We start from the raw sequence: 25,348 nt of genomic DNA, 5'->3' as shown, positions 1-25,348 counted from the left end.
ACAATAAAAAGATAAAAGGCCTCCCCCGAAAATGGGAGAAGCCTTCCTCTTTAAATATTATTAATGTTGCCGGGATAGATTCGGACTATTTAGAATCAATTCTTAAATACCAGCCCATCCCCTTCCCGATCGATAATGATCGGACGGTTCTTATCGATCTTCATACCCAGTATCTCCTTCGACAGTTCGTTAAGGACATATTTCTGGATAGCACGCTTCACCGGACGGGCACCGAACTGGGAATCGTAACCTGCATCTGAGATAAAATCGACGGCAGCATCTGTAAAGTTCAAGGCGACACCGTTGTTTGCCAGCATCTTCTTCACGCTGTTCAACTGCAAGGTAACGATCTTACGGATCTCTTCCTCATTCAGCGGGGTGAACATGATGATCTCGTCGATACGGTTTAGGAATTCCGGACGAATGGATTTCTTCAGTAATTCCAGTACCTGTATACGGGTTTCATCGATCACTTTTTCGCGGTTGTCGGGCGTGATCTTCTCGAAGCTTTCACGAATCAGGGATGACCCCATATTGCTGGTCATGATGATGATCGAGTTCTTGAAATTCACAACGCGTCCCTTGTTGTCCGTCAGACGACCGTCGTCCAATACCTGCAACAGGATATTGAATACGTCTGGATGCGCCTTTTCGATCTCGTCGAACAGGACGACAGAATAAGGTTTACGGCGAATTGCTTCCGTCAACTGTCCACCTTCATCGTAACCGACATATCCCGGAGGTGCACCGATCAGACGAGTCGCACTGAATTTCTCCTGATACTCGCTCATATCGATACGGGTCATGCTGTTCTCATCGTCAAACAGGTATTCAGCCAACGCTTTGGCAAGCTCGGTCTTACCTACACCGGTCGTACCGAGGAAGATGAACGAACCGATCGGACGTTTCGGATCCTGCAATCCGGCACGGCTACGACGCACGGCATCCGCAATGGCTGTAATAGCCTCTTCCTGACCGATCACACGGGTATGTAATTCGTCTTCCAGGCGGAGTAGTTTGTCGCGTTCGCTCTGCATCATCTTGTTGACGGGAATACCGGTCCAACGGGATACCACATCGGCAATGTCTTCGCTGTCGACTTCCTCTTTGATCATGGCGGCAGCCCCCTGCATAGTATGTAGCTTGGCTTGTATTTCCTTGATCTCTTCTTCTTTCGCCTGCAGTTTGCCGTAACGGATCTCGGCAACCTTGCCGTAATCGCCTTCACGTTCTGCCTTATCGGCTTCAAACTTCAGGTTCTCGATGTCGATCTTATTTTGCTGTATCTTGTTGATCTGTTCCTTTTCGCTCTCCCACTGGGCTTTCTGTTTCTTTTCTTCTTCCTTGAGGTTGGCGATTTCTTTGTTCAACTGTTCCAGTTTCGTCTTATCGTTTTCACGTTTGATGGCTTCGCGTTCGATCTCCAACTGTTTGATACGGCGGGAAACTTCATCCAATGATTCGGGCACTGAATCCACCTGCAAACGTAGACGGGCAGCAGCCTCATCCATCAGGTCGATCGCCTTATCCGGTAGAAAACGGTCGGTAATATACCGTGTCGAAAGCTGGACGGCAGCGATAATGGCATCGTCTTTGATACGTACCTTATGATGGTTTTCGTACTTCTCTTTCAGACCACGCAGGATCGAAATAGTATCCAGTTCATCCGGTTCTTCGACCATCACAACCTGGAAACGACGTTCCAGCGCCTTATCTTTTTCAAAGTATTTCTGATATTCATCCAATGTCGTTGCACCGATAGAGCGCAATTCACCACGTGCCAACGCCGGTTTCAGGATATTGGCGGCATCCATAGCCCCGTCGCTCTTACCGGCTCCTACCAATGTATGGATCTCATCGATGAAAAGGATGATCTCGCCTTCCGACTTGGTCACCTCGTTGACTACGGATTTCAACCGTTCCTCAAATTCTCCTTTATATTTGGCACCGGCAATCAATGCCCCCATATCCAGAGAGTAAATCTGTTTTGATTTCAGATTCTCCGGAACGTCACCACGAACAATACGATGCGCCAATCCTTCAGCGATAGCAGTTTTACCGACACCCGGTTCACCGATCAGGATCGGGTTGTTCTTTGTACGACGGCTCAGGATCTGAAGTACACGACGGATCTCGTCATCACGGCCGATCACCGGGTCGAGCTTGCCGCTACGGGCACGTTCGTTCAGGTTGATGGCGTATTTATTCAGAGAGTCGTATGTGTCTTCAGCCGACTGGCTCGTTACTTTATTTCCCTTACGCAATTCCTCGATCGCTTTCTCCAGTTCTTTTTCCGTAACACCGGCATCTTTCAAGATCTGCGAAGCCGTACTTTTTACGGTGAACAAAGCGAGAATGATATGTTCCAAAGAAACATACTGGTCACCCATCTTACCGGAATAATCGATTGCTTTCTGCAAAACGGCATTCGATTCGCTCGACAGGTAAGGTTCGCCACCGGATACTTTCGGATAGGATTCTATCTGACGATCCAGCACCATGTTCAGATTCTGGATATTCACACCCAGTTTCTGGAAGAGGAAGTTCGTGATGCTTTCGCCCGTCATAATGACAGCCTTCAGCAAATGAACAGGTTCGATCACCTGTTGGTTATTCTTCTGAACCAACTGTACCGCCTGCTGAACAGCCTCTTGTGATTTAATTGTAAAATTGTTTAAATTCATACCTTATATTACTTTCTTGTTATCTTCTTTATTTTAAACTTTCACTGATAACTCTACAAAACAAATACCAGATCAAAAACAAGTCATTTTGTCAGTATTATTTAATTATAAGAGAAAGATGTTATGCCGATCAGTCGGGATTAACGACATATTTTGCACTTTCGGTAAGAAAACAACAAGAAAGCAAAAAAGGTTTACTTTTGCAGAAGATGTGTGACTTTTTCACACACCGGGGTACTAATCCAATACAAACTAAAAGAGAAATGAATATGACAAAAGGTGAAGCAGACTTCCTTTCTGCGCTGGAATCGAACATAAGCATACTGATCAAGATCGCCCGGGTGTATGCTTATACCACGCACGACAGGAAAGACCTGATCAATGACATCATCCTCGAATTGTGGAAGTCGTACCCGAAGTTTAAAGGCGACTCCAAAATATCGACCTGGATCTATCGCGTCTCGCTCAACGTGGCGTTGAATGTCAAACGAAAGCGAGACAACAACAAAGTATTGTTTTTCGATGAGTTGAAGGTAACGGACGGCAGTGATATCCTCGAAGTCCCGACCGACAACTCCTCTGAAATCGGCCAACTCTATCGGTGCATCGAAAGTTTATCGGAACAGAACAAGGCGATTATCCTATTGTATCTGGATGATAAATCGTACGAAGAGATCTCTCAAATCCTCGGTCTGTCCAGGACGAACGTCAGTACACGTTTGAACCGGATAAAAGAACAATTAAGAAAACAAATGAACCCCAATAAATGAATCGTTATGGAACTCGATAATATAAAAAACAGCTGGAAACAGGAAAACCAGCAAATTGTAGCGAATGTACATCTGAATAGAACAGCCCTGATGAAAAAGATCTCGGCAGAAACAAACCGGATGAAAAGAAAGAATCTGTTACTCTTGTTGTTCAGAATACCTTTTCCGGTAGTTATCCTTGCCATATTATTTTCACACCTTCATATACAAAACATGGTTAATTTCTATATTGGAATAGTGTTGTTTCTGGCTTTTGCCTGCTTTGCCTCATGGGGACTGATAAAATATTATCTGAATCTGAGAAAGCTGGATATAACAGATTCATATCTTGAAAATAAAAAGACTATACGGGAACTGGAGTTATATAAACTGAATGTGACGAAAAGGAATTACTATTGCAGCCCGGTGGGAATAGCCGGTATTTTCCTGATGATCAATGCGCCTCTGTTTACTACTACCGAAGGGGCTGTCATGTTGTTACTTATCATGGCTGTCATGGTTGCCTCCATATTCATAAATCTGAAATATGTCTTACCGGCACAGTTCAAACGGTTGAATAAGGAGATGGAGGAGATTCGGAGGATGGAAGAGGAATAGGCAAACTCAAAATCATTTGTGTGTTCGAATATAGCGGCAGATCATATCTGTCGCTATATAACTTATATCGAATTAACGATGTATAATCCTGTTGGTTTTTGAAATAAAAGAATATCTTTGTGCATCAAGGTTTTCACATTGAAAAGCTTAGTCTAATATCGGCAGCATGACCAGAAAAAACATATTCGGTTTATTATTTGCTATTCTCTGTATATCAGGATGTATATCGTGTAATAAATATCTCCTGAGTGAGAAAGACAAAGTGAAAGAGAAGGAGGATGTTCCTATTGAAACATTTGAAGCTATTTCAAATATTGACCTGTCTGCCCGAAAGAATTGGATACTGATAATGAACTTCGATTGTATATACAATTATACCATAGATAAAAATATAATTAAAGCTACTCCTAAAGATACCCTCAGCTATATATATGGTCCATACATAACAGAAAATGAGGATGGGCAGGATTGGATTATCTCGGGATTAGGTCCGTATTTTCACTTTGCATCTCATAGTTTCTACTCTAATTTCATATCCGGAACCGACACTACATTACAAATGAACTTTGATCAAACAACTGAAGAGAAGTTATTTGCCGCCGACTGTTTGTCTTGCCAATATTCAGGAAAAGTATCGACCTATCTTTCCGGTATTTTAGTTCATTACAATTCTTTTTTGGATTTTAAGTTAAAGAATGTTCCCGAATCTGCAACCGTCATGATAAAAAGCCGGATGCCTATCCAACCATTCAGAGAGAAGACGAATCCGCAGCATTATAAGGCGATCGTCTTTTCTTATTGTGGAGATGGTTATGCAGACCTTTATATTACTATGACTAATAAAATTTATTGTATCAAATTAACCCCTAAAATAAACGTCTCTGAGCCCAATAGTGATCTATACCTAAACTCACGTCACTACACAAACCCAGATACTTACTACAAATTCACTTTGTCTTATGACAAAGAAATAGACAACTTTTCAATCGAAGATATAGAGAACAAGGTGTGGAGTCAGATGCCATAAAGGTATCGATATTTGTCGTGTCATAATGTTTACTATAAAAAAGTTAGCCTACTAATAATTGCTTCACTATCTCCTGAAATTTCCGTGGTATCCGTTTAAATACTTCCGACCGGATTCCGTCCGGCACCCCATAAAAAGCCTCGGCTATCCCTCCAGTGATACAAGCTAGCGTATCGCTATCGCCACCTAAAGAGACAGCCAGGCGGATGGCGTTTTCAAAATCTGTACTATCCAGAAAGGCGATGATTGCTTCGGGAACGGTGCCCTGGCAACTTTCATTGAAATGATAAGTCGGACGTATATCGTCACAGGTACGGTTCAGATCATAGGAAAAAGTAGTTTCTATATATTGTTTGATTTCTTGCTTGCTTTTTCCGGTTCGTGCCAGATAAATCGCAGCTGCGGTAGCCTGAGCTCCTTTTATTCCTTCGAGATGGTTATGAGAGACAATAGCTGTTTCCCTGGCGACATCCAAAGTCTCCTCCAACGAATCGAATTTCCATCCGACAGCACTTACCCGCATCGCCGAACCATTTCCCCAGCTGTTATACGGTTGCGGATCCTTTTCCCGAAGCCAACCGCTGAAACGACCGCCGTAACCTCCCATCGGACATGGATATTTACGTCCGTATTCCTGCATGACACGGGTCAGATCTCCCCCATTAAGCAGCCAGTCTACAACGGCAATTGTCATGATCGTGTCATCCGTATAATCACTTTCACTTGTAAACAGCGGAAAGTCCGTCGTCTTTATATTATCGAATTCATAAACGGAGCCGATAATGTCTCCTGCTATTGCACCTATCATAGTATGTTAATTAATATTCTTCGGTTGCATAAATATAATAAATATATTCAAACCTTACTCGCTTGTACTAAAAAAACTATATAAATCATCGGATTCCTATATCCTTCAGATATATTTGTGTACTTATTCAAATTCAAAACAGTATTTAATATGAAAAAGACGATTACGTGTGGCCTCTTATTACCTATCGCCACACTGGCATTGATTGCTTGCAGCGGAAATAATAATCTTACAAACCAATTAAAAGGTTCCTGGGTCGCTCCTATCAACGGTATGCCCGAACAGATGGAAGGTTTCGAACTGAAAGACGATGGACTTGCCTCTTCTATCAATATGGCAACACTGGTTTATGAGAAGTGGGAAACTATAAAACTGGACAATACAGATGTCTTGGTACTTCAGGGAAAAAGTATCGGCAACGGACAAACACTCTCATTCTCCGACACACTAAAGATTGACAAGATATCTGAAAACTCACTGACGCTCACCCAAGACAGTTACACCAGAACATATACAAAAAAGTAAAAGAAAGCCACTGTCTGTAATACGGATTCCGTCTTACAGACAGTGCTGATCTTCAATCATGTAATCCTGTCCGAGCAATACTTCTTCCGCTTACATGTCTTGCAAGGAATTCCCATCCAAAGCTCATCGAACTGTTCGACGGCTTCCGTCACCAACTCTTCTACGGAGGTGAAGATTCCCGCTTCGAAGTTACGGTTGTCTTTTCCTTTCATGCCTAACGCGGCTCCCGTCAAGTTTGCCGATCCGATATAGACCTGCTTCAGGTCGAATATCAATAACTTGAAATGGACACGCGGACAAAGTACGCGCTCCATCCGACTCCAAAGCAAAGGATACTTATCAAAATCATCGCGGAAGTTCTGTCCCGGTTCTTTAGCATGGATCAGACGTACTTCGACACCTTCCTTCACCTTTTGCTCCAACAGCTTCAGGAGGGGCACAGCGTCTTTTCCTTCTTTGATATAAAGGTCTTTTATATCAGCCGTACCGATCCATACCGTCCGCTTCGCCTGCCGGATAGCCTCGATAAGGGAAGAGTAATGTTGTTCGTTTTTAATGTATTGGAGCATAATTCAACTTTAATCCTTCTTTAACAGCATTCAATAGTTTATTATATAAAAGTTCTTTTGAATATCTTCTTTGTTGTGGATGATAAAAGCTAACTAACAAAGGCCCATTCTTTATCTGATATGTCCAAACTCCACCAAATTTATGGCCTTGGCCAGGTTGATATTTATAACCATATAAATCCTCAAATAAAGTAACAAACAATGGAGTTATAACACTACCACAACAGATTATTATCTCGACACCTTCATACAAACTCAACTGCATTGGCAAGTATTTTCTATCTTTTTCATGAAAGGTCTCTTTCAACTTTCTATTTTTAGACACTGAACCACCAGGCTCTTTGTTGATGTTGACAATACATAAGTTCCTCAATATATCTTTACGGTCAATTTTTCCAAACACCTCAACAACCTCTCTAAACGACAGATTCTCTTCTAAATGTAACAGACCATACGCCCATTCTGATAAAACTTGCCAAGTTTCTTGTCTGCCACCTTTGTTCAACTCATGTCTTAAATCAAAACGATTTCCAGCATTCGCTTCTTTCAGCACAAACAAGATCTTTCGGTTTACAGCATTCCAGCATTCTTCATTAACCAATCCGTCCATAACAAAAGGAGCAATATACGAAGAGCTCCAGTCATCAAACAACTTATTTTCCAAATCCCTTATCGACATATTTAATGCATTTATTTTATTCTTCCTTCAAATCTTCATTACGCATCCCCTTCAACCAGTTCTCGCGCAACACATAATACTTCTGCTTCCCTCTCCCCAGCCAGGTCAGCTTGCCCTGCTCGTTCAGCTTTTTCAAATCCTTCAGTGCCTGGTAGCGGCTGCAATGGTTGAACAACATACAATCGGTGGAAGAGACCAGTCGCTCCTTTTTTAATTTGGACAGGATGTTATCCAGCCGTTCTTTTTCTGCGATCTCTTTGCGTTTCGGAAGGACGGCACGGACAAGAGGCATCACTTTCAACTTATGTTTCAAGTCTGGAGAAGTACGGTAGACAACATTGTTGAAACTGATCGATTCGGCACGGATTTGTTTAGGGTCAGTGATACCTTTCGGGGTCTTTAGTGTCACAGAGAAGTTACCGACGCCTTCGATATCAACCGTCTCACCCTCACGCAGATGGTAATGCAACTGTTCGGACAAAGCCCTGATAACCCCTTTTACGTCACCTGAAGTGAATGTCGACCGTCCGGCTATCTCTTCAGCCAACTGGTCGGTCGTGATCTTACCACCGGAAACGACTTTGGCATACAGCGAACCTGTTTCTCCCGTTTCCCGGTTCGGTGGATTCTTATAAAACGTATATTTAGCACACATATACAGTAGATTTAAGTTTTAAGTCCTTATTATTTAGTTCGAAAGATAGCAATAATTTTTCTTTTTCACAAGCATAAAATCAATTTTGAGCTAGCTAAAAATCAAATTCGAGCATGCTGAAAATTAATTTTGAGCTTGCTCAAAAGTAAAAAAATAAGGGAGAAAAATAATAGTTATTCGTATGTTTTGAGTTAGAATATAGGGAAGAAAACACTAAATTTACCCGGTAAACCAGAAACAATATATAAATATGCTAATTATATTAACCTCGGCCAAGACAATGACCGGCACTTCCAAGATAAAAGCGCCCGCAGGGACAACACCCCGTTTCACACAGGAAGCGACGGAAATAGCCCTGAATATGGCACAGTTCTCTGCCGATGAACTGAAAAAGATATTGAAACTCAACCCCAAGCTGGCGCTGGAGAATTACAACCGGTTCCAGGAGTTCCATACGGAAGAAGTGCATCCGCTACAGGCGTTGCTGGCATACACGGGCGTTGTTTTCAAGAATATCAACCCGAAGGACTTTTCGGAAGAAGATTTTCTGTACGCCAACGACCATCTGCGGATCGCTTCCATCTGCTACGGCCTGCTCCGTCCGCTCGACCTGATCAAGCCTTACCGGATGGAATATGAAGTGAAACTGCCGGAACTGGGCGAAGGGAATATGTATAATTACTGGCGTCCGCGTCAGACCCAGCTACTGATCGATGAAGTGAAAAAGAACGGTAATATCCTGATGAACCTTGCCAGCCAGGAGATACAGGGAGCCTACAACTGGAAAGAGGTGGAAAAAGCGGTACGCATCATCACGCCGGAGTTCAAGGTATGGAAAGACGGAAAAGCACAGACAATTGTCATTTACACGAAAATGGCCCGCGGACAAATGACCCGGTATATGCTGAAAAACCGGATCACTGACCCTGAAGAGCTCAAACAATTCTCCTGGGAAGGGTTTACTTATGACGAGAGCATGTCAGAAGGGGATAATTGGGTTTTCCTGCAAAGCTAAATACAAAAGATCGCCCTTCCACTCAATAATTCAGGAAGAGAAACGTTATATTTACGTTCCTTTTTAAACGAATCATGAAATGAAAAAGACCTGTTTACTATTACTCTTGCTCGTCGGGATAATCTATATAAATGAAGGTTACCGGATTATCAGCGACGATATGCCGGTGAAAAGTACCACCAAAGGTTCCCTCTCGGACATTGCCGACGAGGTGATAGCCATTCCGCTGGAAACGAAATCGGACTGCCGGCTGAAATATGCCACACAGATCAAACGCGACAGGAATGAATTGTTCCTGGTTAGCAACGGGCAGCTTTATCATTTCGACTGCTCCGGCAAGTTCGTCAACCGCATTACCAGCAACCAGCATTTCCCCGTTGCCGATTACGTCATCAATCCGCTCGAAAGACAACTGATCGTCATGGATAACGAGGAAAATGTTTATTACTACGATTACGACGGAACGTTGCTGGAAAGGAAAAGCCTTGCCGGAATCAATCCGCTGAAAGCCCCTACCCGCCTGATGTATTACGACCGCCATATCTGGCTGACGGCACAAGCATTGTCACCCTCCAAAGAAGATGCCGGCACACAATGTATGGACCAGTGGCTTTACAAATTCGATACGACACTCAACCTGCAGGACGCACGTAAACTGACGGCTGCCGACCTGGGACGTTTCTATCTCGGAGCCTGCTTCTCCACGGAGCTTTCTGTTGCCGACGGTAATGTGTATGCCTATTCACCCTCCACGCAACCGGACGAATTACTGGCCGATACACTTTATCTGATCAGCCGGAACCAGCTGAATATCCATAATGATTATTCCTCCATCCTGCCGTTGTGCATTGCCGGACGTTACCTGGTTTCCACTTATTCGAATGCAGCTGACGAAGAGGAGAATTACACGTTCTGTTACGACCGTCGCGAAGAATATGCTTATAATGTAACAGGCGGTTTCGAAGATAATTTCTATCATACGGGAAGAGTACCCGATTTGAAGGCGTTGGATGTTTACAACAGTTCTTTCTGTTACTGCCGATCGGGGGAAGAAGTGAAAAACGCATTTCCGGATCGTACGGAAGAAGATAATCCGGTTCTGTTTATCGTCCGGATGAAGGCATAATGAAAGACCAGGCATTTACCTTCCTAAAATGAATGATGAAGGCAAATACCTGGTCAAAATTTATTCAGGATCAGAATAATCTGCCACAGAAGCGTACTTTCATTACCGGATAAACAGTCAGTTTATCCATAATCTTTGTAAAGCTATCATCTCCATCCGTAAAAGCGTCACCCAAGTCACCGGCACTTGAATAAAGTTTAGGTGAACCATGGAACTGTACACCCAGTTCAAACTGCACACCGATACGATTTTTAGGTACAGCACGCCCGAAGCCCACACCGACATAAGGACGGAATCCATTCACTTTCAGACCACCGGATACATTACCATTCTTATCCACCGGAATAGTCTGGTCGCCGATAACGATTCCGGCAAAACCTTCATGCTGCACGTACTCAGCCAGTTCATCACTATGTCCGTCTATCTTCAGCAACTTAGAACCACCGAAATAAGCACCGGCAGTCACAAAGAAAGAGGAAGCATTAGGGAACGGATAAAAATTGACCAGCAATTCACCGGAAGCACGCTTTGTACTTCCTGTCATATCAAGAGAACGCACCTCAGGTTTCGAATTAACACCTTCATCCACAGCAACCAGGTCTACATCCACATCTGTATTAATGTGAATACCCGGCATGATTGAAACACCTCCGCGAATAGCAAAATAAGGCGTGACAGGAGTTGCCACATCGACACCGATACCTGTCGTACCGGCACTTACACCTACCGAAAGAGAGTTGAAAATTCCCAGTTCCTTCTGAGCGGAAACGGGATTAAACAATACGTTCAGGCATACGAATGCCCAAAGGAAAATCACCTTTTTCATACTAATAGAGTTTAATATTGTATACTAGTTCTGAGTTTACTGCTATATACCAGTCAGTCCGCGAAAGTACGAAAAAAGGAAATGACATAAAAAAAGTGGTGCATGAATTACTCCTGCACCACTTCCTTTTAACATATCGGATAGAATTTTATTCTTCGTCTTCGCTCAGATCTTCCTTCATATTATGGAAAACATTCTGAACGTCATCGTCTTCTTCCAGTTTTTCGATCAGCTTATCCAGTGCTTCACGCTGTTCGGCAGTCACTTCTTTCAAGTCGTTCGGGATACGGACAAACTCGCTGCTTGTGATCTCAAAACCGTTCTCCTCCAGATATTTCTGAATAGCCGAGTTCTGTGCAAACTCGCCGTAGATAACCACTTCTTCTTCGTCCTCATCCACTTCATCCACACCATAGTCGATCAGTTCGAGTTCCAGGTCTTCCAGTGAAATGCCTTCCTTCTTCGCAATATGGAATACGCACTTATGGTCGAACAGAAATTCAAGGCTACCGCTTGTACCCAGCGAACCACCATGTTTGTTGAAATAGCTACGCACGTTTGCAACCGTACGGGTAGTGTTGTCAGTCGCTGTTTCCACGAAGATAGCGATACCATACGGGCCGTATCCTTCATAGTTCATTTCCTTATAACCGGTGAAGTCTTTTTCTACAGCACGTTTAATGGCACGTTCAACATTGTCCTTCGGCATGTTCTCCTTCTTCGCGTTCTGCATCAATGCACGCAAGTGGGGATTGTTTTCCGGATCAGGACCGCCCGCTTTCGCTGCAATAGTGATTTCCTTACCCAGTTTCGTGAATACGCGGGCCATATTGCCCCAACGTTTAAATTTTCTTGCTTTACGGAACTCAAACGCTCTTCCCATATTATATGAATGTTTTTATTGTTATAAATGAATCATTATCTCAATGATGCGCCCAGTTTGTCTTCCAGGTTCTTCCGGATCTTCTGCATGATCGCATCGATTTGTTTGTCGTTCAATGTCTTTGTCTCATCCTGCAGGAAGAAACTTACAGCATACGATTTCTTTCCTGCCGGCAGGTTCTTGCCTTCGTAAACGTCGAACAGGGAGATATCCTTCAGAAGCTTACGCTCACTGTCGCGGGCAATCTTCTCGATTTCGGCAAATTGTACCGACTTGTCAAGCAACAACGCCAGGTCACGTTTTACTGCCGGGAACTTAGATATCTCAGAGAAAGTAACCTTGCTCTTCTTCGTTTCTTTCATCAGCAGTGTCCAGGATAATTCGGCAAAATATACGTCGAAGTCAATATCCATAGACTTGCATATCTTACGGCTGACAATACCGAAAGTACCCAGCTCGCGTCCTGAACCGGTCGTGATGCTGATACCTGACGAATAGATATCGTTGCTCAGGTTTCCAAAGATCACTTTCTTTCTGTCGACACCCAGGCGTGCCAGGATGTTTTCAACGTAAGCCTTCAGTTCGTATACGCTGGATTTCTCGTCGGCATGTGCCCAACTATTCTCTACACGGTTACCGCAGACCCATAATCCCAGACGATAGTCTTCCGAGAACTCAGCTAAAGTTGCGTCTTCGCGTTTCTTTTCAACATTATAATCGTAGCAGTTTCCGAATTCGAAGAAACGGATATTGCCGTTCTTACGTTTCGCATTGTGTTCGATACTTTCCAGACCGCCGAACAACAACGTCTGACGCATACCGTTCAGGTCTGCACTTAACGGGTTCATCAGCATGACGCAATGAGAAACCGGATAAGTAGTCAGTTCGTCGTAATAAGCGGAACGAGTCAACGAATTGTTCAGAATCTCATTGAAGCCCGAACCGCAAAGCTGTTCAGAGATCAGATTCTGCAACTGGTAACCACGGTCGGTAGCTGTCTTGTAGCTCAGATTCGATTTTACATTTTCACTGAACTCTACATTATTATATCCGTAGATACGGAGAATATCTTCAATGACATCGACATCACGCTGTACGTCGATACGGTAAACCGGTACATGGATAGTCAGACCTTCTTCAGTCTCTGAAACGATTTCCATTTCCAGACTTTCCAGAATGCTCTTAACCGTTTCCACCGGAATATCCTTACCGATCAGGGCATTGATCTTATTATAAGTCAGTTCTACCGTATAAGGCAGCATCGGACTCGGATAGACATCCTGAATAGCACCGGTGATCTTACCGCCAGCTACTTCCTGGATCAACAGAGCGGCACGCTTCAATACATAAATGGTATTGTTAGCATCCAGCCCACGTTCGAAACGGAAAGAGGCATCGGTATTCAAGCCGAAACGACGAGCTGTCTTACGGATCCATGTCGGATGGAAACAAGCTGATTCCAGGAACACATCCGTAGTCTGTTCCGTCACACCTGAATCGAGACCACCGAACACACCACCGATACACATCGCTTCTTCCGTGTTGCAGATCATCAGGTCGCGATCGGTCAACGTACGTTCAACACCGTCCAAAGTAACGAATTTAGTTCCTTCCGGCTGTGTCTTTACGATCACTTTGTTTCCTTTCACTTTACCTGCATCGAACGAGTGCAGAGGCTGCCCCATTTCGTGCAACACATAGTTAGTCACGTCCACTACATTATTAATAGGACGCAGACCGATTATAGTCAAACGGTTCTTCAACCATTCCGGACTTTCTTTTACCGTTACACCTTTGATCGTCACGCCGGAGTAACGCGGGCAGGCTTCCGTATTTTCAACAATCACTTCGATAGCCGGAGTTTCATCGTCGATCTTGAACGCGTCTACAGACGGGCGTTTCAAAGCTGCCGGCTTACCGTTTTGTTTCAGATAAGCAGCCAGGTCGCGGGCTACACCGAAATGAGAGGTTCCGTCCACACGGTTCGGAGTGATATCCACTTCGAGTACGTAGTCGCTCTTTACATTATAATACTCCTTCGCCGGAGTTCCTACAACTGCGTCAGCCGGCAGTACGATAATACCCGCATGATCTGTTCCGATACCGATCTCGTCTTCCGCACAGATCATACCGTTCGATTCAACACCACGAATCTTCGAGCGTTTGATCGTAAAGACTTCATCACCGTCATAAAGTTTCGTACCGTTCACAGCAACGACCACTTTCTGGCCTGCTGCCACATTAGGTGCGCCACAAACGATCTGTAAAGGTTCTTCACCGCCTACATTCACAGTGGTAATATGCAGGTGATCAGAGTTCGGGTGTTCCACACAGGTAAGAACTTCTCCGATAACCAATCCTTCCAGTCCACCTTTAATTGTTTGAACTTCTTCTACTCCGCCGGTTTCCAAACCGATAGAGGTTAGTGCTGCTGATACTTCTTCAGGCTGCAAGTCGAAATCAAGATACTCTTTCAGCCAGTTGTAAGATATATTCATTGTTCTAAAATTTATTCAATCAAGTTACTATGCGTCTGCGGTATTTCCCGCTTACGGCAATTTGACTGGCAAAAGTACAAATAATAGAACTATTATTCAAAACGTGTACTGACTTTATTCTCACATTGCCGGAAAAATCTTATAAATCAATGAATAATATCGGCAATTCATTTCGATATTCCTTGCCTAATACAAAAAATCACTCTACCTTAGATGCGTATTTTCAACCGATAAGATTAGCTTGAATACTAAGAAAGCGTTTTGAAAATCAAATCTAACATTCTAAAACACTAGTATTCTTTATTATAACGATATGTCTGGCAAATATTTATCGGTACAATTCATACTTTTCCCGTTGTTGGCTCTCCTGCTTTTCAACTCCTGTTCGCAGGCCGCAAAGAAAAAACATATATTGATCATTCAATCGTATGAATCCAGTTTTCCTGCCTATAAGGAAATGAAAAAGATCCTGGCATCCCGATTACAGAAAAAAGACATACAAGCAGAAGTCTATTCCTACTATCTGGACTGTGAACAGAATCTGGAGAAAAAGCAAAAAATAAATCTTTTCGGGAAGCTGAACGAACTGTGCCCCTGGAAGCCTGACATCATCCTGACTTTCGACGACCAGGCATTGAATATTTTACTAAGTTGCGGCCATCCGTGCATAGCCACGATTCCGGTTGTTTTCACCGGAGTGAATTATCCCAATGCTTCTTTTATTCAAAAATATCCCAATATTACCGGCTTCCACGACAAGCCGGATTATAAAACAAATATCAAACTGATCGAACAGCTGATCGGAAAATGTATCGTAGTCAGGGTTACCGACGGAGAGTACATCGATCAACTTATCTTAAAAGACATGAACGAGCAGATCAAAAACATCTGCAAAATGAACGACCTTTACTCGCCTGACAGGATACGCATCTCCGGAAAGAACGGTATTTCGCTGAACGGAGAAAAGAAAATAGAACCGGATACCATGTATGTCAGTACGATCAACGGCAAGTCCACGCGATCGCTGGTCAAAGGATTAGGCGAAAATTATTACAATAAAGCCTACCTTGCTACCAAAAGGGATTATCTGACTCTTTCATTGGGACGTTTCAGTTCGTTTCCGGGCTTTTCCGTCATTTATGAAATGATCGGAAGCAACAATGGAGTGGTTGGCGGTTTCGTTTCGCCACTCGAAGATTTGACGATTCTTGCAGCAAACCGTATTGCCCAAATATTGAAAGGAGCTTCTCCCTGTGATTTTTCACAGATCACAGAGACCAGCAAAGCCTATATCTTCGATTATAAAGTACTGGAGCAATGGGGTATCAGCAGAAGCAAATTACCCGCCGGTTCCCTGTTCGTAAACATGCCTTTTTATATACAGTATAAAATATATATCATATTCCTGCTTATTCTGGTCGGGATCTCATTCATCATCATTATCACTTATCAACGGATACTCTATAAGAGAGAGAATGCGCGTAAAATAGAAATACAGGAGAACCTAAGGCAGGAAAAGGAATTTCTCTCATTCGCCCTGGAAAGCGGTAACATTTTTACTTTCCGTTACAAAAACGGTACATTCCTATTCGACAAAGAGTTTTATCATTATCTGGATATGCCGGAAGAGCCAATCAGCGCAGACCGTTTCCAACAGGCCATTCATCCAAGCGAACAGGCTGACTTTCTATTAAACCGCTATAAGCTGGATCATGGCTTCACTTCCCGTCAGATTACCAGAAGACGATACGACTTTAACAAAAAGGGATACCTTTGGTGGGAATTTCGTTATGCACAAAACACCAATCTAAACAGTCAGAGCGCAGACAATCAGGTCGAGGTAAACGGTCTATGCTTGAATATCCAGCATACAAAAGATACAGAACAGGAACTGATCGATGCCCGCAAAAAAGCAGAAGAATCGGATCAGATGAAATCTGTGTTCCTGGCTAATATGAGCCATGAAATACGTACGCCGCTGAATGCGATAGTCGGTTTCTCCCAGCTGATAGCTTCCGAAGAGATGCAGCTGGAAGACGAAGAAAAAAAAGAGTTTATCAGTCTGATCAACAAGAACAGCGATCAATTGCTTAAACTGATCAACGACATACTCGATTTGTCACGTATAGAATCCGGTCATATTTCATTCGCCTACGAAATATGTAATCTGAGCGAACTGATGGATGATGTCTATAATACGCACCGGCTACTGATGCCTGACGGAGTGGAGTTACGAAAGAAAGTACCTGAAAAACCAGCGATCATTAATACCGACCGCATCCGCTTAACCCAGGTTCTTACAAACTTCATCAATAATGCCACAAAATTTACGGAAGAAGGATATATCGAAATCAAGTATGAATACAGCGACGATAACCGGTTCATCCTGCTTTCTGTCAAAGATACGGGGAAAGGTATTCCCCAGGAAAAGATAAAGCAAGTATTCGAACGTTTTCAGAAACTGGATGAGTTTGCCAAAGGTACGGGTTTGGGACTTGCGATCAGCCAAAGTATCATCAGGACTTTCAAAGGGACGATCCAGCTGGAATCCGAAGAAGGGAAAGGCAGCAAATTTATAGTATCACTGCCTTATGAACCATCCTCACTCGGTCAGTAATTTATTCGCTTTGGCTTCTTCACTCCACTGAGGTACTACTGTTTTCAGGAATATCTCCTTGGCTTCATTTTCGGCTTTCATATCAAGGCCGATATATCTTTGGGCTTTCTCTTTCGTGGAGATATCCGGCATAGGAACATCGCCTGAATATCCCAGTTTGAAAAGAACTTTCATTATATCCATCTGTGCCTGCAGGGTTTTATCGATACCGTTTCCCATTATACGCAACACTTCCTGCGATGCATGAAAAGACGCTCCGTGAGATGCAACACAAAAGTCCCAACGCCATTGTGCCTGCCGGATTAATTTCAATATATTTTTCATTTGCTCTTCCGTTGCTCCCCGATCCCATGCAAACTTAGCCTCGATATGGGTTTTCGCTAATTCTGTTTCCAACCGTTCACGTATTTCAGCCACTCTGATCTGACGGGTATATACATCCTGCCGTAAAGTTTCTTCCGTCTCACGATGGCAGGTCTGACAGGTCCGGTCGATCATAGCCAGAGGACTTTGTATATGGTGATCGTTATAGCCTTCCTGATTTTCGCCCACATACGGCATGTGGCATTCTCCGCAAGAGACTCCCCGGCGGGCATGAATACCCATCTGTGCCAGTTCGTAATCGGGATGCTGTGCTTTCAACAAAGGGGCTCTGCTCAATTTATGAATATAATCGGAGAAGTCCATCCGGTCATAATATTCCTCGATATCTTCTACCGAATATCCATTATCCCAAGGTATGACTACCCGTTTATCTTCCTTTGAAAAATAATATTCACAATGACACTGAGCACAGACCAGCGAACGCATTTCCTGTTCCGAGACATTATCGATGTTCATTCCTTTCCGCGTACAGGCTTCCGTCAGAAATAAACGAGGTATGTGCAACTCCATACTCTCCGGATCATGGCAATCTGCACAAGCGACCGGATTCACGATCTCACTGCCCCAGCCAGCCCATTTCCTTTTATAAAAAGCTTCCCGGCCTACTTGCTCGATCAGGCGTGGAGCATCCGAGCTTTTACAAGCCCAACAAGCAGCCGGTTGAGGGCCATCCTCTTTTCCTTTTGGAGCACCGGTCCTTAAACTGAGATCCATATCTTCGATTGCATACATATGCCCTCTCGGTGTATTATAACTTTTAGAAAATGCATATCCGGCCCACAGAATAACCAGGTTTGGACGTTCAGCCAAAAGGTCTACCGCTTGATTTCCATTAAACAGACTGGTAAAACTCGTATCCGTCGTATTTTTCCAGCTCCGGTATTCATTTGAATTACGTAGTTCGAGCTTATCCGTTGATAAATTCTCATTTATTCCCTGATTTCCTGTATTTACATCATCGATAAAAGTAATGTTATCCTCCCCGGTAAAACAATATACGACAGACGCAACCAAGCTTCCCAGTATGATTCCTCCTAATAGTAAATAATGATATTTTATATTTAGTTTTTTATTCATCCAAATCAATTTGTTCATTCAACCCTACGCCATTCAAAAAGCTTTGATTTTCCAAAGTTTCAGACCACGACACAAATTTAGTAAAAAGATATAACGAGCCAAGATTTATCACCTATTTATAACAGAAAAAGATTAAATGCCACTCTGCATATCCTCCGTTCCCGAACGATTCTTATACCTATTTGCATACGCATCCCAAATAATATCGTATTTTTGCATCGTTTTATCAGATAAAAATATCCAACGAGAGATTCCTATTATGCGTATCGACATACTTACCGTACTTCCTGAGATGATTGATGGAATGATTAATTGCTCCATCGTAAAGCGGGCACAGGACAAGGGCCTGGCTGAAATCCATTTACATAACCTGCGTGACTACACCACTAACAAATGGAGACGCGTCGACGATTATCCTTTTGGCGGCGAAGCCGGAATGGTGATGCAGATCGAACCCATCGACCGGGCTATCTCTGCCTTAAAAAGCGAACGGGAGTACGACGAAGTGATTTATACTTCGCCCGATGGTGAGACATTCAACCAACCGATGGCGAACAGTATGTCATTATTAAATAATATGATCATCTTATGCGGTCATTATAAGGGTATAGACTATCGCATCCGGGAACATCTGATCACCAAAGAGATATCGGTAGGCGATTATGTACTGACGGGCGGCGAACTGGCGGCTGCCATCATTACCGATGCGGTCGTACGGCTGATACCCGGTGCCATCGGTGACGAACAAAGTGCCCTTTCCGATTCTTTCCAGGATGATTTGCTGGCTCCGCCGGTTTATTCACGACCGGCAGAATATAAGGGATGGAAAGTTCCTGATGTCCTCCTTTCCGGACACCAGCGGAAAATAGACGAATGGCGTTTGCAGCAGGCACACGAACGGACTGCACGATTACGTCCGGACTTATTGAAAGAGAAATGATTATATACGAAAGGCGCAGAATGAATATCGTTCTACGCCTTTTCTCTGTTAACTACCTATTTTATTAAAATACACAAATGACTCTTTTTCTGTCGTGCCATCAATTGGGCTATATATAATGAACGGGGGAATATATTGATCTCATTCTGTCCCTCCCAGATGCCATACGGGCGGTCCGTAAAATGACCGGGATACTTCTCCCCTTTCAGTCCGATACAATAATTCTTCCCGGAAGTCCACGGATTCTGTACAGCAGCACGTTTTACCCGGCAATTCCATAATACCTGTGTCACGCCTGCCCAACCATGTCCGCTCCCCATCTGACCGCGATCTTGCACATTTATTTCCCCATCGGTTACAATATTATCATACAAAGTTCCGACAGACCAGCGATGATGGGGGCCTATATCAGCAAATGTCTGGGAAGCTGTACAATTATAGAACACATTCGGCCCGCATACCTGAGCACCGGTCACATAATCATGACGACCTTCCGTAGCCTGGCAGTTCATAAAAAGATTCTGCTGTCCCCAGTTATTGAAAGAATAGCGGTATCCGCCAGTTATCAGAGATTTCGATTCCAGGCAACGACAGTCTATCACAGAAACATTTTTGGCAAAACGTTCGCAACTGACAGCGGAGTAACCGAAATAACGGGCAGTAATATTCTTTACCCAGCAGTTCTCCACCTTATCCAGTTCCACAGCGATCCAGCCATGCTCCAAATCTTCGTAATCTTCAAACTCTGATTCGAAACAGATATCAGATACACCGACTTCACCGATACGACCGTCAAAACGGTATTTATAGATTTCACCCCCGCCATACTTTTTATCCATTTGCATAACGACAGGATTATCGATGAAAATACGGTTCCCTTCTATTTGGGTAATTTCCCGTTCAAACGCCAGATTATATTCCTGCGGTGTCCATTGGCGCGTACCTTTTCGCTCTACGATCTGATCCATCTTTATATCATGTATCCACTCCTGCGTTCCGGGGCGGTAAACGATCACACGGTCACCCACTTTAAACCCTTCGGTTGAAGAGACACGGAAAGAATGGCTGCCAACCGGTACAAAATCATCTGTGATCTTCACTCTTGTACCCGGAACTTCCTCCATAGTACCGTTACCTTTCACCTGTATCAGTGAACGTCTTTCTTTTCCGGTAGCGATTAAGCAGGTTTCATTGACGTTATCCCCCTCTCCTTTCAGGATAATACCGCCTGTACGAATCGTAATCGTACCGCCAATCTCGTAAACTCCGCGCTTCAATAAAATGGTACCCCGATGTCCGTTCTCATCCGGACTTCTGCGTGAAACTTCATCGATAGCCTGCTGTATCAATGCTCCGCTATCTCCCTCTTTTGCAGGAAGAACCTCTTTCACAACCGGATATGCAGGAATGCTTCTATCTCCATGATGATAACCGACCCGGCTGAAATCCGGAATCGTATTTCCTTCTTCATCCGGGATATATGTCAAAGTGCCCATATCACTGATCCTGACAAAAGAAGATTGCCATGCCGGAGGTAACTTCGTTTGTGCATTACAAACGAATGTTACCCCGACTGCCAATCCAATTATTACATATTTAAATGCGCCCACTTTATACTCAATCTTCTATGATCACACGGAAACCTACATTATGTACTTTCTGCCAAGGCAGATAAGATTTACGATAGTATGCTGTCGATGTTTTCGGATGGTCGGTCCATGAACCGCCACGAACCACTTTCTCCACTCCGTTACCCTGTACTTTCTCGTTGTACGGGTAAGGCAGATAATCCGAGCGGGTCCATTCGGCAATGTTACCCTGCATATCATACAATCCCCATGGGTTTGCCTGATAACCGCCACCTTTTACCATCAGCATATTGCCGTCGTCTACATTATTATCCTTCGGCTGATAAGTATAATATTTATACCAGGAGTCATTAGGACTCATCGGCTGGGGATTTACACCTCTTACCGCCAGTTTATTCAACTGTTTGTCACCCATATTTTCAAACCGGGAGAAATCGGTATTCAATGCACCGTACCAGAAATCGTCTCCGCTACCGGCACGACATGCCCATTCCCATTGTACCTCTGTCGGTAATGTCACTTTCAGCCCTGTTTTTTCGCTTAACTTCTCACAGAATGCCATTGCTTCTTCCCAGCTGACACGGATAGCAGGCTGTTCCGGATTATTTGCCGGATAACCTTCATGCACATGGTCTTTCCAAAGTTGGTTGACGAAACGGCTGTTATGATCCGGGAAGATCGTACGGAACTGCTCGTTACTTACTTCGATCTCAGCCATCCAAAAACCTTTTTTCACTTCCTGCTTGTTTGCCGGTGAATAATCGGAATGCTTCCGGTTAGTCCCCATGACGAATTTACCTGCCGGGATACGGACAAAGTTCATGACGATACCCGGAGCCAGCTCGATACTTTTCTTCGTTTCCTGTTCTTTTGCCAACATCGCTTTTGCAGCATCCGCATCAAACGGCCAGCCTTTTACTTTCACGTCTTTATCCTTATATTCCTGACGTTCAGGTTTTACGGGAGACGGCTTCGGCTGCTTGCTCAGATAGTCTGCATAGCTGCGAATCTCTGTCTGCCAGTCAACGCCCGAACCTGCATATTTATCGGTCAGTTCTATACGACGGCTGATCTGTTCGATGCCATTAAACAGGTTGGCTTTAAACGTACCGTGATAAGGAGCATTAAAGTCAATCCAGTTATAAAGTGTTTTCCATTCCTTATCTGTCAACTCCACACCATGATGACCGGTCTTCAACATCTTGACCAACTGGCTGGTAGATACATGATATTCGTAAGGATTCAGAACTTCAATCTCAGCTTCCGGTCCCTGACGGTGAACATACGGATGCAGGTTCAGATAGCTTTTACCATATCCGGAAAATTCATCGATAGTACCACCGGTGAAATCAGCTAATTTATTGGAACCGTCATGACAAGCGATACAAGCACGGTCCAGGATCGGCTGAACCTCCAGATCAAATGTAAACGGACGTTGTCCTCCTTCCGGCAAGGTGATTGCATGCGGTTTAATCGTCGAAGCGACCACACGTTTCGGAATAGGTATCTGATTCTGATCCTCATGGCAGCCGATGCAGGAAACGGTTTCACCCGGCATACCGGTCAGCCAGCTTCTCATCCATTGCACGGCACGCCCGCATGAATCGAGCGGCTGAAGCGAGATAGGCGTATTCGCCGGTATGGAGAACAAAGCCGAACCGTCTTCTTCTACCGGAACAGTACCCAGCAGGCGTTTTATATCCCATCCGCTTTGTATGCCCTGTGCCCAATGGTCGGACGGTGTTTTGTTATAAGCATATTCGTAAGCAAGTACACGGAAAGCTTTCACCGTACCGCGTGGTACACCTTTCAAACCCTCACCTTCATAAATATCCTGAATAAAGACAGTTGCTTCTTTCGTTCCGGGTTTTGTACGATCCGGAATAACAGGAGGAACCGGCGTTTTCCGTACCGGTATCGGATGGATCAATCCTTCACCCTCGTATTCTGCAATCAACGTCAGGTTGTCGAATACGTCTACCAGATAGATACCCCACAATGCATTCGGATTCAATTTGGCTGTTACCAGGAAATATTTATCGTTCAGAGGATAAGGTTTGATGAACTGGGGCCATACATCATCCACCAAACGGTCTTTTACAATCGGTTCGATCTTCCGGTCACGGAAAGGTAACTCCTGAACCATTCCCAATGTCGATTTACGTCCTTTGGACGGATCGAACAGGATCAGACGGCCTGAACGGGCAACGCCATGATGTCCGGAGATAATTCCGATAAAGCCGGATGCCTGGCCCGGGATCGGTTTCGCATCGAAAGTACTGTTCGGGAAATAGGCGCCGCTGCCGTAAAGGGCTTTCTGTTCCGTTCCGTCGGGATTCATATGCATGACGAAGCGGGAGAAATAATGGGTAAGGTCGGTATATTCCCAGCGGGTATACATCACCTTTCCGTTATTCATCACTACCGGCGACCAGTTTGCGTCCTGGTCGAATGTCAGACGGCGCAAGGATTTATCTTCCGGATTATATAAAACCATATTACCGACTTCGGAGTTCCCGTTCACGCAGGGCACACCGTTGTAACCGATATTAGATACAGCCATGATCTTTCCGGAAGGTAACCAGGTCGCATCAAAAAACTCCAAATCTTTCTCGGGAGATTCGATCAGATTCTTCAATCCTTTTCCATCCATCCCGACTTCGAAAACCTGCCAGCGGTTATCGGTATCGACCATCGAAAACATCACACGGTCTGCATTCCAATGCAATTTCAGGTCAGGTACGGACGATCCGTTATCCGGTTTGAAAATGGTACGCGACTGAACATCACCACGCAGATTCGACAATTCGACGATTTCTGCATTAAACCCACGACGAGATGCGTTACTTTGATTCGACCAGTTATTATTTTGTGTTCCTAATGCCGGCGGATTGATTTTCCGTGCAGCCGTCCCTATATGATAACGGCCGACGATCAATTTATCCATATCCAGTTCCGGATTTGCCAGCAGGATATCACGTTTCAACTGCAAGGCTTGTTTTGCCTCCTTTATAGTAGTCGCATCATTTGAGTAGATACCGTCAAATCCTTTATTTACCAATGCTTTCAATGTAGAAAGCCTGGATTGGTTGGCAGTCTGGTCAAATGACTTGTTACGTTTCATATCATTAAAAGCCTCTTCGATGGCCCGCACATTCAGCCAGCTCAAAGACTCCTGCAATTCGTATACCTGCATAGCATCCCGTGCTATGTCCAGATAAGCGATCACCTGTTTATCCAACTCTTTTTCCTGATCGGCGGCAGCAATACGAGTTGCAAAATAGCTTTTATCCGCCAGCAAGTCTGCGACCGATTGAGCTATATGTTTTTCTATGTCAGCTGTGTAGGTTGTGACCAGTGCTTTCATGTCACCTCCGGCAAACGGAAGAAATTGTGCCGATTCACCCGGAAATCCGGCAATAATCTCTTCGGATAACTCTTTTCCGGTTATCCCCTGTAAGCGGAAAATAACTGTTCCTGTAGAAGAACGGCTTTCCAGTCCGATCTCAGCTTCAAAGCGGACATATTTCTTATCCAAAGGCACGACGATCTGTGCATTAGCATTCGCCATGATCGTCCGCTCATAGGTTTTCCCAGCCATAACGACCGGGACATCTTTCGCATTGGCATTAAAGACCAGACGGCCTGTGCCGGTATCTTTAAATGTATCTTTCAGGTCATTCAGCCAAACTGATGATCCGTCGGCTGCAATCAGCCGGGCATTTGCCCATACTGCCTGGTCGTCGGCTGCACCGTCGACAGTCCCCCAGGTGTAAAGAACCATTTCATCCAGCCCTGTTACATCGGCTGTAAACTTTTCAGCAGCTTTCCTAGCCTTGATCACTTTGGATGCGACCGGAAGAGAGCTTTTCTTCATTTGCTCATAGGCATTCTGTTTGGCTACGGCAATTCTTTCCGGCCAGGAAGCAGGTGTATTCACTTGCTTTTTCTGCTTTTGGGAAAAGGCAGAAAGTGAAAAAGCCATGCAGGCTGATAAAATAATTAATCTCTTTTCCATGATATCTATCTCCTATATTCAGCGAAGGAAGCCCCGCCAATAACAGCGAGGCTCCTCACCC

General features: G+C 44.2%; 19 protein-coding genes. 8 read left to right on the top strand and 11 right to left on the bottom strand.

Features of this window, described 5'->3' with window-relative positions:
* Positions 1–95: 95 nt before the first annotated feature.
* Entirely contained in the window at positions 96–2,684 is a 2,589-nt protein-coding gene (gene clpB, locus DXD68_RS11160; protein ID WP_122361574.1) for an ATP-dependent chaperone ClpB, read from the bottom strand.
* Positions 2,685–2,953: 269 nt separating this feature from the next.
* Here clpB and DXD68_RS11155 point away from each other — a divergent pair, with 269 nt between their 5' ends.
* The 3 genes from DXD68_RS11155 (at position 2,954) to DXD68_RS11145 (ending at position 5,078) form a co-directional block, all read left to right on the top strand.
* Positions 2,954–3,454: an RNA polymerase sigma factor gene (locus DXD68_RS11155; protein ID WP_233577109.1), complete on the top strand. Its 501-nt coding sequence runs from the start codon at positions 2,954–2,956 to the stop codon at positions 3,452–3,454.
* A 6-nt stretch (positions 3,455–3,460) separates the two neighbouring features.
* Complete coding sequence (locus tag DXD68_RS11150; protein WP_122361572.1) at positions 3,461–4,051, top strand: hypothetical protein; 591 nt, start codon at positions 3,461–3,463, stop codon at positions 4,049–4,051.
* Positions 4,052–4,217: 166 nt separating this feature from the next.
* Positions 4,218–5,078: a hypothetical protein gene (locus DXD68_RS11145; protein ID WP_122361571.1), complete on the top strand. Its 861-nt coding sequence runs from the start codon at positions 4,218–4,220 to the stop codon at positions 5,076–5,078.
* A 43-nt stretch (positions 5,079–5,121) separates the two neighbouring features.
* Here the strand turns inward: DXD68_RS11145 and DXD68_RS11140 are convergent, their stop codons facing one another.
* A complete protein-coding gene (locus DXD68_RS11140) occupies positions 5,122–5,886 on the bottom strand; it encodes an ADP-ribosylglycohydrolase family protein (protein ID WP_122361570.1) in 765 nt (254 codons plus the stop codon).
* Positions 5,887–6,036: 150 nt separating this feature from the next.
* Here DXD68_RS11140 and DXD68_RS11135 point away from each other — a divergent pair, with 150 nt between their 5' ends.
* A complete protein-coding gene (locus DXD68_RS11135) occupies positions 6,037–6,411 on the top strand; it encodes a lipocalin family protein (protein WP_122361569.1) in 375 nt (124 codons plus the stop codon).
* 56 nt (positions 6,412–6,467) lie between these two features.
* Here DXD68_RS11135 and DXD68_RS11130 read toward each other — a convergent pair whose 3' ends face one another.
* Genes DXD68_RS11130 through DXD68_RS11120 form a run of 3 tightly spaced genes read right to left on the bottom strand, consistent with a single transcriptional unit; the run spans position 6,468 to position 8,314 of the window.
* Positions 6,468–6,980, bottom strand: coding sequence for a phospholipase D-like domain-containing protein (locus DXD68_RS11130; RefSeq protein ID WP_122361568.1), 513 nt, complete (start codon positions 6,978–6,980; stop codon positions 6,468–6,470).
* Positions 6,964–7,659, bottom strand: coding sequence for a hypothetical protein (locus DXD68_RS11125; RefSeq protein ID WP_122361567.1), 696 nt, complete (start codon positions 7,657–7,659; stop codon positions 6,964–6,966). The genes DXD68_RS11130 and DXD68_RS11125 overlap by 17 nt, the downstream gene beginning before the upstream one ends.
* Positions 7,660–7,675: 16 nt before the next feature.
* A complete protein-coding gene (locus tag DXD68_RS11120) occupies positions 7,676–8,314 on the bottom strand; it encodes an HU family DNA-binding protein (RefSeq protein WP_122361566.1) in 639 nt (212 codons plus the stop codon).
* 250 nt (positions 8,315–8,564) lie between these two features.
* Between DXD68_RS11120 and yaaA the strand changes: the two genes are divergently transcribed.
* Both yaaA and DXD68_RS11110 read left to right on the top strand, forming a co-directional pair.
* On the top strand, positions 8,565–9,329 hold the full coding sequence (gene yaaA, locus DXD68_RS11115) for a peroxide stress protein YaaA (protein WP_122361565.1): 765 nt from the start codon (positions 8,565–8,567) through the stop codon (positions 9,327–9,329).
* A gap of 79 nt (positions 9,330–9,408) precedes the next feature.
* Positions 9,409–10,455, top strand: a complete 1,047-nt coding sequence (locus DXD68_RS11110) for a 6-bladed beta-propeller (protein ID WP_122361564.1) — start codon at positions 9,409–9,411, stop codon at positions 10,453–10,455.
* A 70-nt stretch (positions 10,456–10,525) separates the two neighbouring features.
* Here the strand turns inward: DXD68_RS11110 and DXD68_RS11105 are convergent, their stop codons facing one another.
* The 3 genes from DXD68_RS11105 to pheT form a co-directional block, all read right to left on the bottom strand.
* A complete protein-coding gene (locus tag DXD68_RS11105) occupies positions 10,526–11,281 on the bottom strand; it encodes a hypothetical protein (protein WP_122361563.1) in 756 nt (251 codons plus the stop codon).
* A 148-nt stretch (positions 11,282–11,429) separates the two neighbouring features.
* Positions 11,430–12,164 (bottom strand): YebC/PmpR family DNA-binding transcriptional regulator, encoded by a 735-nt coding sequence (locus DXD68_RS11100; protein WP_122361562.1) that lies wholly within the window; start codon positions 12,162–12,164, stop codon positions 11,430–11,432.
* A 35-nt stretch (positions 12,165–12,199) separates the two neighbouring features.
* Positions 12,200–14,662 carry a phenylalanine--tRNA ligase subunit beta gene (pheT, locus tag DXD68_RS11095; RefSeq protein ID WP_122361561.1) on the bottom strand — a complete coding sequence of 821 codons (2,463 nt, stop codon included), beginning with the start codon at positions 14,660–14,662 and terminating at the stop codon, positions 12,200–12,202.
* Positions 14,663–14,975: 313 nt separating this feature from the next.
* Here pheT and DXD68_RS11090 point away from each other — a divergent pair, with 313 nt between their 5' ends.
* The gene (locus tag DXD68_RS11090; RefSeq protein ID WP_122361560.1) at positions 14,976–17,279 is read left to right on the top strand and encodes an ATP-binding protein; all 2,304 of its coding nucleotides are present in this window, start codon (positions 14,976–14,978) and stop codon (positions 17,277–17,279) included.
* Here the strand turns inward: DXD68_RS11090 and nrfA are convergent.
* On the bottom strand, positions 17,265–18,740 hold the full coding sequence (gene nrfA / locus DXD68_RS11085; RefSeq protein WP_122361559.1) for an ammonia-forming cytochrome c nitrite reductase: 1,476 nt from the start codon (positions 18,738–18,740) through the stop codon (positions 17,265–17,267). The two genes, DXD68_RS11090 and nrfA, sit on opposite strands and share 15 nt — an antisense overlap.
* A gap of 259 nt (positions 18,741–18,999) precedes the next feature.
* Between nrfA and trmD the strand changes: the two genes are divergently transcribed.
* Entirely contained in the window at positions 19,000–19,680 is a 681-nt protein-coding gene (gene trmD / locus DXD68_RS11080; RefSeq protein WP_122361558.1) for a tRNA (guanosine(37)-N1)-methyltransferase TrmD, read from the top strand.
* Positions 19,681–19,736: 56 nt separating this feature from the next.
* Here trmD and DXD68_RS11075 read toward each other — a convergent pair whose 3' ends face one another.
* Positions 19,737–21,290, bottom strand: coding sequence for a hypothetical protein (locus DXD68_RS11075; RefSeq protein ID WP_122361557.1), 1,554 nt, complete (start codon positions 21,288–21,290; stop codon positions 19,737–19,739).
* A 7-nt stretch (positions 21,291–21,297) separates the two neighbouring features.
* A complete protein-coding gene (locus DXD68_RS11070) occupies positions 21,298–25,287 on the bottom strand; it encodes an SUMF1/EgtB/PvdO family nonheme iron enzyme (protein ID WP_122361556.1) in 3,990 nt (1,329 codons plus the stop codon).
* Positions 25,288–25,348 lie beyond the last annotated feature (61 nt).

This window comes from Parabacteroides sp. TM07-1AC, from assembly GCF_003480915.1.
GTDB classification, from domain to species: Bacteria; Bacteroidota; Bacteroidia; order Bacteroidales; family Tannerellaceae; genus Parabacteroides; species Parabacteroides chongii.
Note: the sequence above shows the minus strand (reverse complement) of the source record. Positions and strands in the feature narration are given on the sequence as shown.